Origin of the sequence: Allobosea sp. CER48, assembly GCF_044752385.1 — a bacterium.
Taxonomy (GTDB): domain Bacteria; phylum Pseudomonadota; class Alphaproteobacteria; order Rhizobiales; family Beijerinckiaceae; genus Allobosea.
In genome coordinates this window covers 1-12,739 of sequence record NZ_JBIWYK010000040.1, presented here as the reverse complement: position 1 = coordinate 12,739, position 12,739 = coordinate 1, and the positions used below count along the sequence as shown (strand labels likewise).

At 68.9% G+C, this 12,739-nt stretch carries 15 protein-coding genes; 7 read left to right on the top strand and 8 right to left on the bottom strand.

Features of this window, described 5'->3' with window-relative positions:
- Window positions 1-458: Lrp/AsnC family transcriptional regulator (locus ACIPIA_RS03235; RefSeq protein WP_400506621.1), on the top strand; the 458-nt coding region annotated here is incomplete at its 5' end.
- On the opposite strand, the gene ACIPIA_RS03230 is transcribed toward ACIPIA_RS03235, so the two are convergent.
- From ACIPIA_RS03230 to ACIPIA_RS03220, 3 genes are all read right to left on the bottom strand, one after another.
- Window positions 455-829, bottom strand: coding sequence for a response regulator (locus ACIPIA_RS03230; protein WP_400506619.1), 375 nt, complete (start codon window positions 827-829; stop codon window positions 455-457). The genes ACIPIA_RS03235 and ACIPIA_RS03230 overlap by 4 nt on opposite strands.
- A gap of 9 nt (window positions 830-838) precedes the next feature.
- Window positions 839-1,396, bottom strand: coding sequence for a hypoxanthine phosphoribosyltransferase (gene hpt / locus ACIPIA_RS03225; RefSeq protein WP_400506617.1), 558 nt, complete (start codon window positions 1,394-1,396; stop codon window positions 839-841).
- 130 nt (window positions 1,397-1,526) lie between these two features.
- Window positions 1,527-2,333 (bottom strand): MJ0042-type zinc finger domain-containing protein, encoded by an 807-nt coding sequence (locus tag ACIPIA_RS03220; RefSeq protein ID WP_400506615.1) that lies wholly within the window; start codon window positions 2,331-2,333, stop codon window positions 1,527-1,529.
- A 265-nt stretch (window positions 2,334-2,598) separates the two neighbouring features.
- On the opposite strand from ACIPIA_RS03220, the gene ftsE reads away from it, so the two are divergent.
- From ftsE to ACIPIA_RS03195, 5 genes are all read left to right on the top strand, one after another.
- The gene (gene ftsE, locus ACIPIA_RS03215) at window positions 2,599-3,258 is read left to right on the top strand and encodes a cell division ATP-binding protein FtsE (RefSeq protein WP_400506613.1); all 660 of its coding nucleotides are present in this window, start codon (window positions 2,599-2,601) and stop codon (window positions 3,256-3,258) included.
- Entirely contained in the window at window positions 3,245-4,207 is a 963-nt protein-coding gene (locus ACIPIA_RS03210) for a cell division protein FtsX (RefSeq protein ID WP_400506611.1), read from the top strand. Before ftsE ends, ACIPIA_RS03210 begins: the two co-directional genes overlap by 14 nt.
- Before the next feature lie 115 nt (window positions 4,208-4,322).
- Complete coding sequence (locus ACIPIA_RS03205) at window positions 4,323-5,123, top strand: YdcF family protein (RefSeq protein WP_400506610.1); 801 nt, start codon at window positions 4,323-4,325, stop codon at window positions 5,121-5,123.
- Window positions 5,124-5,180: 57 nt separating this feature from the next.
- On the top strand, window positions 5,181-5,942 hold the full coding sequence (locus ACIPIA_RS03200; RefSeq protein WP_400506608.1) for a lysophospholipid acyltransferase family protein: 762 nt from the start codon (window positions 5,181-5,183) through the stop codon (window positions 5,940-5,942).
- Between the two features lie 104 nt (window positions 5,943-6,046).
- Window positions 6,047-6,445, top strand: coding sequence for a hypothetical protein (locus ACIPIA_RS03195; RefSeq protein ID WP_400506606.1), 399 nt, complete (start codon window positions 6,047-6,049; stop codon window positions 6,443-6,445).
- Here ACIPIA_RS03195 and ACIPIA_RS03190 read toward each other — a convergent pair whose 3' ends face one another.
- Window positions 6,446-7,018: a gamma-glutamylcyclotransferase gene (locus ACIPIA_RS03190; RefSeq protein WP_400506604.1), complete on the bottom strand. Its 573-nt coding sequence runs from the start codon at window positions 7,016-7,018 to the stop codon at window positions 6,446-6,448.
- Window positions 7,019-7,152: 134 nt separating this feature from the next.
- On the opposite strand from ACIPIA_RS03190, the gene ACIPIA_RS03185 reads away from it, so the two are divergent.
- Window positions 7,153-8,193 carry a DUF2125 domain-containing protein gene (locus ACIPIA_RS03185; RefSeq protein ID WP_400506602.1) on the top strand — a complete coding sequence of 347 codons (1,041 nt, stop codon included), beginning with the start codon at window positions 7,153-7,155 and terminating at the stop codon, window positions 8,191-8,193.
- 56 nt (window positions 8,194-8,249) lie between these two features.
- On the opposite strand, the gene rpoH is transcribed toward ACIPIA_RS03185, so the two are convergent.
- The 4 genes from rpoH to ACIPIA_RS03165 all read right to left on the bottom strand — a co-directional run.
- Window positions 8,250-9,146, bottom strand: a complete 897-nt coding sequence (gene rpoH, locus ACIPIA_RS03180; protein WP_400506600.1) for an RNA polymerase sigma factor RpoH — start codon at window positions 9,144-9,146, stop codon at window positions 8,250-8,252.
- A 219-nt stretch (window positions 9,147-9,365) separates the two neighbouring features.
- A complete protein-coding gene (locus ACIPIA_RS03175) occupies window positions 9,366-10,394 on the bottom strand; it encodes an RluA family pseudouridine synthase (RefSeq protein ID WP_400506598.1) in 1,029 nt (342 codons plus the stop codon).
- Between the two features lie 64 nt (window positions 10,395-10,458).
- A complete protein-coding gene (locus tag ACIPIA_RS03170; RefSeq protein ID WP_400506596.1) occupies window positions 10,459-12,135 on the bottom strand; it encodes a heme biosynthesis protein HemY in 1,677 nt (558 codons plus the stop codon).
- An 18-nt stretch (window positions 12,136-12,153) separates the two neighbouring features.
- A partial coding sequence (locus tag ACIPIA_RS03165) for a COG4223 family protein (RefSeq protein WP_400506594.1) occupies window positions 12,154-12,739 on the bottom strand: 586 nt, incomplete at its 5' end.

Genomic DNA, 12,739 nt, shown 5'->3' with positions numbered 1-12,739 from the left:
TGCAGCGCGACAACCAGACGCCGGCCCGCGTCCTGGCGGAGCGCGTCGGGCTGTCCCAGAGCGCCGTGCTGCGGCGCCTGCGGCGGTTGCGGGCGGAGAAGATCATCACGGCAGACGTCTCGATCGTAAACCCTTCCGTGCTCGGTGTCCCCGTGACGATCCACGTGCTGGTCTCGATCGACCGGGGCTCGCAGCTCGCCGATGCGTTCGCGCGCAAGCTCCGCTCGCGGCCGGAAGTCCGCCACGCCTCCTATGTCACGGGAGGCGCCGATTTCGTCCTGCATCTGCAGGTCGAGAGCATGGAAGCCTATGCAGCCTTCGCGCGCGAGGTCTTCCACGACGACCCGAACGTCTCGTCGTTCTACACTTATGTCGCCATGCGGGACGTTGTCGGGCCAAGCCGGAAGGATTCGCCGGAGCGCCGTCCGCCGGCGCCCCGTCCGCAGCGGCCTGCCTAGCCGATCGAGCTCTCGATCACCTTAAGCACGGTGGCGCGCAGCTCGGCGATGGTGAAGGGCTTCGCCATCACCTCGGCGACGATCGTCTCCAGGCTCTTGGCCCGCTCGCGCTGCTCGGCATAGCCGGTCATCAGCATGATCGTGAGCTCCGGGAAGCGCTGCTTGGCGGCGAGCGCCAGCGCGATGCCGTCCATCAGCGGCATCCGGATATCCGTCAGCAGCAGGTCGAAGCGCCCTTCCTCGGCGAGGAGGATATCGAGCGCCTCGGCGCCGTCGGCGGCGGTGAGGCAGCTATGGCCGTCCAGGCCGAGGCCGCGCGCCACCAGCACGCGCAACGGCTCCTCGTCGTCGACGACCAGAATGCGTGACATCGCCGCTCCTCAGATACCCGGCAGACCGGCCTGGTCGTCGGTCTCGATCACGCCGACGAAGGGAAGCTGCCGATAGGAATGGGCGACATCCATGCCGTAGCCGACCACGAAATAGTCCGGGCATTCGAAGCCGACATAATCGGCCTGGATGTTGACGGCCCGCTTGTGCGGCTTCTCCAGCAGGACAGCGCTGGACACTTTCGCGGCGCCGCGGGCGGCCAGCAGATCCTTGGCGAAGGCGAGCGTACGGCCGGACTCCAGGATGTCATCGACCAGCAGCACGTCGCGGCCGCGCACATCGCTCTGCACATCGCGCAGGATCTCGACCTGGCCGGACGAGACCGTCCCGGTCCGATAGCTCGACAGGTGGACGAACTCGACCTGCGGCGCGAGCCCGATGCGGTGCATCGCCCGGATCAGGTCTGCCGCGAACATGAAGCTGCCCTTGAGAACGGCAACGACGAGCAGGTCCTTGGGATCGCTGGCGGCGATGGCCTCGGCCATCTCCTCGTTGCGGCGAGCGATCGTCGCCTCGTCGTAAAGAACCCTGATCCGCCGGTTCGGCATGATGTCTCCGTCTTCGTTTCCGGCCACAGCCGGCCTCGCGCCAGTACGATGCGCCGGGGCCCGTGCAGCGATGATCCATGAATGCCGCCGGCCGTATCGGCCCTGTCGGCAGGCGCCTGTCCTAGCAGCCTCAGCGCGTGCTGGCGATATTGGCCGTTGTCGTGGCCGAAGTGAAGCGCACCCGCACGGAGCGCCCGCTTTCCGGCGGCGAGGCCAGCCGGGCGCGAAAGCGCACCAGCTCCGTCGGCTCGAGGCTTGCCCGCGGCGGCTCGGCCGTCCAGGTGTAGAGCGTTGCGCCCGCGGCATCGCGCACCGCGACTTCGATCAGCGGCACCGGCGCCTTGCTCCGGCTGACATTGGTGACGTCGCCCTCGACGACGAGGAAGCGGTTCGCGCCGTCGTCCACGAGCCCGCTCTCGATCGCGGTCAGGGTCAGGCCGCGGACGTTCACGGGCAGGCCTGCCATCTCGAACACGCCCGCGAGCTGCGGCGCGGCACGCACCACCGCCTGACGCTGCCAGACGATCAGGCCCAGCAGCGCAAGGCCCAACAGGGCTGCGACGGCCGGCACCCTTGCATTGCGGCCGCGCGAACTCGCCGGCCTGGAGACGCGGCCCTTGACCGCGCCGCGCTTGCGGCGACCGGCGTCCGGCGCGACCTCCCGGGCAGGCTCGGCCTCGATCTCCGCTGCGGCGGCCTTCTCGGCCGATTCGGCCGTCAGCGCGGAAATCTCCGCCGCGATGGCGGCGGAACGCGCGAGCTCCTCTGCCAGTTCGGCCTGCGTTTCCTCGGCGCTGGGCGGCTCTGGCAGCGTCGCGACGGGGTCGACATGCCAGGCGTTCTTGCAGCTCGCACAGCGCACCTTGCGGCCTTCCGGCCCCAGTTTGGCCGCGTCGAGTTCGTACTGGCTGGCGCAGGTCGGGCAGACGATCAGCATGGGTGCCGGGCAATTCCTTCGCAACCTGGGCCGGACACATCCGGTACGCGTCGGTCCGAACTAGCATCGGGCGGCCGCCATGGCGACCGATGCCGGACGGCACGGATGACGGCGAACGGAAAGCCCGCACCTATTGGCACGACTTATGGTTAACGCCCCGTGAAGAATCTCTGGCGCAAGCTGCGGCCATTGCGCCGTTCCGGGCAGCCACGCTTGCGGTGTAGGATCGACGCGGATTCGCGTTTCGCTGGGTGAGGAAGGCCGCTTGGTTCGGTTCGAGAATGTCGGTCTGCGTTATGGTATGGGCCCGGAGGTGCTGAAGGACATCAACTTCAGCATCGAGCCGCGCTCGTTCCAGTACCTCACGGGCCCCTCCGGCGCCGGCAAGACGACGCTGATGCGCCTCATCCTGATGGCGCTGAAGCCGACGCGCGGGCTGGTCAACCTCTTCGGGCAGGACGTCTCGCGCCTCGACGCCGACACCCTCACCGCCTTTCGCCGCCGCATGGGCGTGGTTTTTCAGGACTTCCGCCTGCTCGACCATCTCACCGTCTACGAGAACGTCGCGCTGCCGCTGCGCGTCGTCGGCAAGGAGGAGGCGAGCTACCGCGCCGAAGTGGTCGAACTGCTGCGCTGGGTCGGCCTGGGCGAGCGCATGCATGCCGTGCCCGCAGTCCTTTCCGGCGGTGAGAAGCAGCGTGCGGCGATCGCGCGCGCCCTGATCGGACGGCCCGAACTGCTCCTCGCCGACGAGCCGACCGGCAACGTCGACCCCGGCCTCGGGCGACGGCTGCTGCGGCTGTTCATGGAGCTGCAATCGCTCGGCACGGCCGTGATCATCGCGACGCACGACCTGAACCTGATGGATATCTACGACGCGCCGCGTCTCGTGCTGGCCGACGGGCATCTCCATGTCGATGCCTGATCCCGGCCATCACGAGCAGGAACGGCCGAAGCCGGCATTGCCTCTGAATCTCAGCCGCAATCAGCCGCTCGTACCGGTCGATACCGTCGCCGGGCGCGCCCTGATGGCCGTGATCGCGATCCTCACCTTTCTCGCCGCGCTGAGCGCCGGGGCGGCCGTACTCGCCGCGCGCGCCTCGGACCAATGGCGTGGCGCGATCTCCAACGAAATGACCATCCAGATCCGGCCCGATTCGCATCGCAGCATCGACAACGACGTCGCGCGGGCGGTGGCGATAGCGCAGGCGCTCGGCGGCATCGCCAGCGTGCGCGCCGTGCCCAAGGCCGAATCGGACAAGCTGCTCGAGCCCTGGCTCGGTACCGGCCTCGACCTCGTCGAGCTGCCCGTCCCGCGCCTGATCGTTCTCACGCTCGAACCGGGTGCCAGCCCCGACCTTGCCAGCTTCGGCCCGACGCTGCGCCGCGAGGTGCCCACCGCGATCCTCGACGATCATCGGCTCTGGGTCCGGCGGCTTTCGGCGATGGCCGGCACCATCGTCGCCTCCGGCTTCGCCATCGTCCTGCTGGTGCTGACGGCGGCCGCGCTCGCCGTCGCCTTCGCCACGCGCGGCGCGATGGCAGGCAGCCGCGACAGCGTCGAGGTGCTGCATTTCGTCGGGGCCGATGACGGCTTCATCGCCCGCGAGTTCCAGAGCCGCTTCATCCGCCTCGGACTGAAAGGGGGCGCCTTCGGCGGCTTTGCCGCGATCCTTGCGATCGCCCTCATCGGCTTCCTTGCCGGGCGCTGGCGCACGGCACCGGAGGCCGAGCAATTGCAGGCGCTGTTCGGCTCCTTCGAGATCGGCTGGGCCGGCTACGGCGCGGTACTTCTCGTCGCCCTCGTGGTGGCGATCATCGCCGGGCTGGTCTCGCGCTTCACGGTCCGTCACTATCTGAGGATGCTGGCATGAGCGCGCGTACCGCGACGGCCGGTCGTCAACGATCTCTTCATTCCTGCGGCGCTGGCCGACGCGGAACCGCCGCCGTTATGCCTGATTGCCGGTTTATCCGAATGATATCATGGCCATGATCGGCAGCACGAAGGACGATCTTGCGATCGAGCCGCCGGGTACGACAGCCCGGTGTGCCGGATCGGCCGCGCGTCCGTCGCTGCGCCGCGTCCTGGCTCTGGCCGCCGCCGCGCTTGCCGGCATCGGTGTGCTGCTGATCGGCGTCGGCTATGTGCGTTTCGCAGCCGCGATCGACGCTCAGGAGCCGACGAGCACGCCGCGCACCGACGCGATCGCCGTGGTGACCGGCGGGGCCCAGCGCATCGGCGACGCCATCGGCCTGCTCGGCGCTGACCGGGGCGCGCGCCTCCTGATCAGCGGAGTCAACGAGAGGACCGGCCGCGAGGAACTGGCGAAACTCAACCCCGCTTCCCGGGACCTGCTCACCTGCTGCGTCGATCTCGACTATCGCGCCCGGAACACGATCGGCAATGCCATCGAGACCCGTCGCTGGGTCCGCCAGCACGGCTTCCGCTCGCTCCTGGTCGTGACCTCGAACTACCACATGCCGCGCACGCTGGCCGAATTCGCCCATGCAATGCCGGGCGTGAAGCTGGTCGCCCATCCGGTGGTGACGGAGCATATCGATACCGCCGGCTGGTGGCATCGCTGGTCGACGATCAAGGTGCTCGTGCCGGAATATGCGAAGTATCTGGCGTCCCGCCTGCGCAGCCTCGTCGAGAGCGATCCGGAGACCTCTCGTCTCTCCGTGATTATCGGAGGCCGCAAGCCGGTCTCCTCGAAGCCGGCCGAGCTTCTGGGCCCCGTCGGCGACAAGGCATCGCAGCAACATAGTCACGCCCGGCAGGGAAACTGACGGCGAAACCGCGCAAGCGCGCTTGACCGCCGCCGCGTCTCGGGCTCATTGCGCCGCATGCTTGTGCTGCGCTCCCTCGCCTTCAACACCGTGTTCTATGCCAATCTCATCCTTTGGCTGATCTTCGCCGTCTTTCCGGCGCTGTTCCTGCCGAGGCGGATCCTGCTGGCGGTGGCGATCGGATGGTCGCGCTCGTCGCTCTGGCTGCTGCGGGTCATTGCCGGCACGCGCTGCGAGATCACCGGGGTCGAGAACATCCCCCAGGGCGGCCTGATGGTCGCGGCCAAGCACCAGTCCTTCGTGGAAACCTTCGCGCTGGTCACGGTCTTCCGGAATCCGGTCTTCATTCTGAAGCGTGAACTGACCTGGATTCCGTTCTTCGGCTGGGCGCTGAACAGACTGCGCATGATTCCCGTCAATCGGGGCGCCCGCGCCCGCGCCCTGTCGGACGTAACCCGCCGCGCCAAGGTCGAGCTCGGCCAGAACGGCCGGCAGCTCCTGATCTTCCCCGAGGGCACGCGCCGCGCGCCCGGAGCGCCGCCGGCCTACAAGTTCGGCGCCGCCCATCTCTATGCCGAGCTCGGCGTGCCCTGCATGCCGGTGGCACTCAACACCGGGCTCTACTGGCCGCGCCGCAAGTTCCTGCGCCGCCCCGGCACGATCCGCATCGAGATCCTGCCGCCAATCAAGCCCGGTCTCGACAAGATGGCGTTCCAGCACGAACTGCAGGAGCGCGTCGAAACCGCCAGCGACAGGCTGCTGGCGCAGGGCCGGGCCGAACTCGCCGCCATCGGCCTCGATCCGCTCGCGCGCTCCTGACAACAGCTGACAGCAGAGATGCGGCCGGCGCGCGGAGACGCGCGGCCGGACCTTGACTTATCCCCACGGCGTTCCCATTTTGTTCCCATCACGGAGGAACGGACATGGCCGCTCTCGCCTATCGCTATACCCCCGATCTCTTCGACGAGCCGAATCTGGCCCGCGAGATGCCGCTGCGCAGCACCGCAGCCCTCAGCGAGCGCCGTTTCACCGCCTGGCGCGGTCGGTCCGGCCGGCGCTATGTCGCCTCCGTCTTCGCGATCGACGACAATCACGCTCTCGCCTTCACCGATGCCGTGCTGCTCGCGATCTCGCCTGACCGGCGCGTCGTCGCCGCCCGCGATTCCGGCCCCTTCGGCATCGAGGCGGCGCTGGGACGCTGGCAGCGGGCGGTGGCAGCCGCCGGCGCTGCCGAAATCCACGTCCATCTCCTGGCCGAGGACGGCCTGAGCCGACGTGCCGCCCTGCTCGATCTGATGCCGGAAGCGAGCCCCGAGAGCTGATCAGCCAGCCGCCAGCGGCGGATGCGGCGCGCCGAGGCCTGGCGCCAGCTGCTGCGCAAGGCAGGCGAGCACGGGATCATAGATCCCCATCTTGCGCAGGGATTCATGCGTCTGCAGGACATAGTCCGGGTTCTCGCCGGACTGGCCGCGCCCCTCCCGGACGAGCTTGAGCAGCTGCGCCGCCGGCAGCTTGCCCGCATATTGCAGGTGCTTGCGATCCGCGACGTAGACGATCCCGCGGACTTGCCGGCCATCGTCCAGCCTGAGCGGAACATGGCGCTCGAGATAGACGGCCGTCGCCTGCTCGCGCGCCCGCAGGTAATCCACCGTCTCCCGCGCCTGGGCGGCGGCGACCCGGAAGGCGAGCCCCCGGCAGAGCCCGCCGCGATCGAGCCCCAGAACCAGCCCCGGCCGCTCCGGCGTGCCGCGATGGACATGAGAGAAGACGCAGAGCGAGCGGTGATAGCCGTGCAGCCGCGCCTGCACGCTCTCCTCGAAGGCGAAGCCCGGCCGCCAGATCAGCGAGCCGTAGCCGAAAACCCAGAGATCGCTTCCACCGAATTCGGTCGTCATCGCCATCCCATAATTTGGCCGCGTCGGCCTGCTTGCTGAGACCGGCACGCTCGGCGCCAGCGCTTTCGGCACTGGCGCCCATCGTTCCGGGCAGCTAACAATCCGCCCGCCCTTGCGCAAGGAACGCCTGCCGCATGACCGATACAATTCCGACGCGCCGCCAGAGCCGCTTCTGGCTCTACGGGCCGACGCTCCTTCTCGCCATTCTCGCTGCTGCCTGGTCCGTCTTCTGGTTCTACGCGCGCGGCCGCGCCGCGACCGAGATCGACGCCGCGCTGGCGCGCGAGGCCGAGCGGGGCCGAACCTGGACCTGCACCGACCGCACGATCGGCGGCTACCCCTTTCGCATCGAATTGCGCTGCAGCACGCTCAGCCTGACATCGACACGCTGGGGTGACGCCGTGCGCATCGAGACCGGCCCGGCCGTTGCTGTCGGACAGGTCTATTCACCCGGCCTCGTGATCTTCGAACTCACCGGCCCAGCCAAGGCCATGTTGCCGGAGGGCCGTTCGCTCGCCCTGAGCTGGACGAATCTCGACGCCAGCCTGGCGTGGCGCAATCCGGAGCGCTTCGCGCTCGTCGCCAGCGATCTGACCGGCGTCTTGACCACTCCGGGAGCGAATCCGGAGACCTGGAGCAGCAAGACGCTGGAGGCCCATCTGCGCCGCAATCCGAGCCGGCCGGCGACCGACCAGGCCGTCGACATCGCCATCGCGGCAAAGGGCACGTCCTTGCCGCCGATCGATGCCCTCCTCGGCAATACCGACACGGGCGAGATCAATCTGCAGGCGACGCTCACTCAGGCCGAGAGCTTCCGCAAGGGCTTCAATCCCGACGCGCTCGAAAGCTGGCGTGGTGCCAATGGCGTCTTCGACATGACCCGCCTGACCTCCACCAAGGGCAAGGCGCGCGTCGATGGGGCCGGCCTGCTCCAGCTCGATGCAACCCATCGCGTGGCCGGCGACCTTCGGCTGGCGGCCGCCGGCATCGACCAGATCGGCGGCATCCGCATCGGCAATCTGCTCGGCGGCCTAGGCGGGCTGTTTGGCGCCCGAGCCCCCGACACCGCAACGGCCCAGGGCCTCACCTCGCTGCCGCCGATCTCGCTGCGCGAGGGCCGGGTCTTCGTCGGCCCGATCCGGCTGCCGCTGCAACCGCTGCCGCCGCTCTACTGACGATACGAAAAAGGGGCGCCGAGGCGCCCCTTTTGTTCAGTCTGCGATGATCGCCATCAGGCCGCCGGCAAGGCCGCGCGCGGCGCCTCGATGCGGGTAATCGCCTTCTTGACGGCCTCCTGCACCTTCTCGAAGGCGCGCACCTCGATCTGGCGCACGCGCTCGCGCGAGACGCCGAACTCCGTCGACAGCTCTTCCAGCGTGATCGGATCCTCGGCGAGGCGACGCGCCTCGAAGATGCGCCGCTCGCGCGGGTTCAGCACCTCCAGCGCTTCGCGCAGCGCGGTGTGGCGGTTGCTGCTTTCCTCGGAATCGGCGAGGCGGCGCTCCTGGCTCTCGGAATCGTCGACCAGCCAGTCCTGCCACTCGCCCTCGCCGTCCTCGCGCAGCGGGGTATTCAGCGAAGCGTCGCCACCCAGGCGACGGTTCATGTCGACCACGTCCTGCTCGTTGACGCCGAGCTTCGTGGCGATCTGCTTGACCTGATCGGGGCGCAGATCGCCCTCGCCAAGCGCCGAAATCTTGCTCTTGGCCTTACGCAGGTTGAAGAACAGCTTCTTCTGGTTCGCAGTGGTGCCCATCTTCACGAGCGACCACGAACGCAGGATGTACTCTTGAATCGAGGCCTTGATCCACCACATCGCATAGGTGGCAAGGCGGAACCCCTTGTCAGGCTCGAAACGCTTGACCGCCTGCATCAGGCCGACATTGCCTTCGGAGACGACCTCGCCGATCGGCAGGCCGTATCCGCGGTAACCCATGGCGATCTTGGCGACGAGTCGCAGATGCGAGGTGACGAGCTTGTGCGCCGCATCGCGGTCGCCATGCTCGCGCCAGCGCTTGGCCAGCATGTATTCCTCGCTCGGTTCCAGCATGGGGAACTTGCGGATTTCGTCGAGATAACGTGACAGACCGCCTTCGGCGGACAGGACAGGCAGCGAAGCACTCGCCATGCGCGTGTCTCCTCATCGAGGCCCCCGCTGTGCGGCAGGCCAACCGCGCGATGAACCTTCGCGCAGGTTTCGGATGATGCGAGTAGATCCAACGCAGAAACTGCTTGGGAGTTCGGCTGGATAGATCGCGTGCGGCGCCCCCTTGGCCATCCGCATCCGATAGGGTGCAGTATATGCGAACTCACTCTGGCGGAAAGGTGGCAGCGAAGCCAGATCGGCTCACAGCCTCGCGAGCGCTGCTTGCAGTTTCGCAAAATCCTCTGGCGGTTCGGACTCGAACAGCATCTCCTCCCCGGTCGCCGGGTGCTCGAATCCAAGCACGGCCGCATGCAGCGCCTGCCGTCCGAGCGCCGCCAGCGCAGCCTGTGCATCCTCGGGCAGGCGAACCGCCTTCGTTGCAAAGCCGGAGCCATAAAGCTGGTCGCCGAGCAGCGGATGCCCGATATGGCTCATATGCACGCGGATCTGATGGGTGCGCCCGGTCTCGAGCCGGCACTCGATCAGGCTCGCCAGCGGCTCGGTCTCGTCGAGGCCCTTGAGCAGGGGCGGAAAGCGCTGGATCAGCTCGATATGGGTGATCGCCTCGCGGCCGCGCCCTTCCTTCACCACCATCATCTTCTCGCGGTTGCGGTTCGAGCGCTCGATCGGGGCGTCGATAGTGCCTTCGCGCAAACGCGGCACGCCCCAGGCTATGGCTAGATACGCGCGCTGCAGCGGGCCGGTGCGGCCATGGTCGGCAAACTGCTTGGCGAGCTTCTGGTGCGCCCGGTCGTTCTTGGCGACGACGAGCAGCCCGCTGGTGTCCTTGTCGAGCCGGTGCACGATGCCCGGCCGCCTCACGCCGCCGATGCCCGAGAGGCTCTCGCCGCAATGGGCGATCAGCGCATTGACCAGCGTGCCGTCCTCATGGCCGCCGGCCGGATGCACGACGAGCCCCGCCGGCTTGTCGATGACGATGAGATGGTCGTCCTCGTAGACGACGTCGAGCGGGATATCCTGCGCGACCGGATCGGCCGGCTTGGCGGCGGGCATGACGAGCGCCAGCTCATCGCCCTCGGCGACCTTGCGGCTGCCGTCGCTGACGACGGCGCCGTTGAGGCGAACCCCGCCTTCCTTGATGACCTGCTGCAGGCGGGCGCGGGAAACCTCGCCCGCGAGCAGCGCCAGCGCCTTGTCGAGTCGCTGGCCGGCCTGGTCGGGGCCGACCTGCAGGGTCACGCTGGCATTCGGATCGAGAAGCGATGTCATCGCGCCGCTATACGTCGCATGCCGCGCGATCGCACGCCTTTTCCGCCGGTGCCGATGGCCGCGCTCACCCGAACAGGCGGAACCCGCTCTTCTTCGGCTCGGGCGGCGTCTCTTCTTCGTCCGGCCCCGGATCGTCGGGCGCATGCGCGACAGGGAAGATGACCGGCTTGGGCGGCGTCGCGTCGCGCGCCGCAACAGCCGGTTTGGCTTCGGCCTGCTTGACCGGCTCGGCCATGGCCTCGGCTGGCTTCGCCTCCGCCGCCGGCTTCGGCTCCTCCTTCGGCACGGCCGGCGCGACCGCGGCCGCCGGCTCGGGCTTCGGCTCTTCCTTCGGCGCGGGCGGCGGAACGACCGCAGCCGGCTCGATCGTGGTCACAGAAGCCGGCTTGATCTCGATGAGCTTGGTCGAATCGTCGAGATCGAACAGCACGTCGTCGAGTGCCTGGGGCGGGTTGCCCAGCGTGGCCGGGGGGACGGTCCAGACGAAAGCGTCGAGACGCCCGGAGATCGGCGAGACCGGCATCCAGTGATCGGAAACCAGGCCGTCGGCGACCCAGGCCGCATCATGCGGCGCCCGTGTCGCGCGCGCCAGCCACTCGCGCACGCGGCCGGCGGCGCCGTGCTCGGCCTCCTCCAGCTCCGCCATCAGCAGGCAGGCGCGCACCGAAGCCCCGCCGGCGAGCAACGGCTTCAGCGTCTCGCGCGCCTTCTGGAATTCGCGTGCCTGAATCGCCGCGCCGGCCAGGACCAGAACGCTTTCGGGATCGGCCGGCCGCAGCTTCGTCAGGGTCGTCGCGCGGTTCAGCCGGTCGAGCGCGCTGTCGCCCGGCCGCGCATCGAGATAGGCCGCCGCGATGTCGGGATGCGGCGCCTCCCGCCAGGCTGTCTCAAGCAGCTTGGAGGCTTTGCGGACATCGCCGCGCTCCGAGAGCATCCGCCCCGCAAGCGCGGCTGCGGGCGTGAGCGAGGGCGCCAGCTTCACCGCCTCGAGAGCGGCGGCAAGTGCCTTTTCCGGTTCGCGGTCGCGCTCCTGCAGGGCTTCGGCGGCGAGCAGCACGGCGCGCTGGCGCCGGGCTTCCGCCTTGTCGGCGAGGCGCAGCGCCGCGCGGCGCTCGACGGCGGTCCGCGCCGCCTGCCAGTCGCCCGCATTCGTATGGAAATCGAGCAGCGCGTCATTGGCCCAGGCGAGCGAGGGAGAGCGCCGCACCGCATCGTCGGCAAAGGCACGGGCCGCAGCCATGTCGCCGCGGCGCTTGGCCTCGACGAAGAGGCCGCGCAGGCCGAGCACCCGCGTCTCGGGCCGGTCGAGCATCGCCTTGAAGGCGGCTTCCGCCTGGCCGCGATCGCCCGAAAGCTGCGCGGTCTGCGCTTCCAGCAGCAGGGTCAGCGGCTCGTTCGGTACGAAACGGCGCGCCTCTCCGGTATGGCGCCCGGCGGCGACGGGGTCGCCCGCACCGATCGCGACCATCCCGCGCGAGACGGCTTCGAAGCCACGCGCCCGGCGCCGGGCGCGGGATGACAGGCTGAAGGCCGAAGGCAGGCCGAAGACGAAGCGCAGGACGGCCCAGACCAGCAGCACGATGAAGGCCAGCGCGACCACGCCGATCGCGGCGATCGCCACGCTGGTCTCGATTCGATAGCCCTGCCAGAGCACCGAGACCTCGCCCGGGCGATCCGCCAGCCAGACGGCGCCGAAGGCAAGGCAGGCGAAGACGGCGAGATAGACGAGAACGCGAACCATGGACTCTTCTATCCTCCGTCAGCCCGCCGCGCCCAGCGCCGCAACAGCATCCTGCGCGATTTTGGCGATGGCCGCATCAGCCGCGGCCCGCTTCTGCAGATCGGCGCCGAAATCCGCACTGGCACGGCGCGCCGGCTCCGGCAACTGCGCCCACAGGGCCGCCGCCCTCGGCATGTCGCCGGCAGTGATCGCGGATTCGAGCCGGAGCGGCAACGTCGCCGGGTCGCTCGAGCCGTTCTCGCCGACCGGACGGACCGTGACGATCCGGCTGGCGAGGCCGATCAGCTTGTCCGACCAGCTGTCGGATTGCGGCGTAACCTCACGCTGGAACATCACGCCATGCTTGCGGAAGCCGGCCAGCAGCGCCTCGCGCGTCGGCGCGCCCGCGGCTGCGACGGCCGTCAGTGCGGCGATATCGGCCGGCGCGACGCCGCTCCTGGTGAGCGCGGCCACGTCATTGGCGAAGGGGCGACCGCCGACAAGCGCGCGCTGCACCCGCTCGGCCAGGACCACCCGCGCCGCAGCACTCGCCTCGGGGCCGACAGCCGCCGCGCTCTTGGCCTGCGCCTCGACCGAGCCGACGCGTCCGGCGATCTGGTCGAGC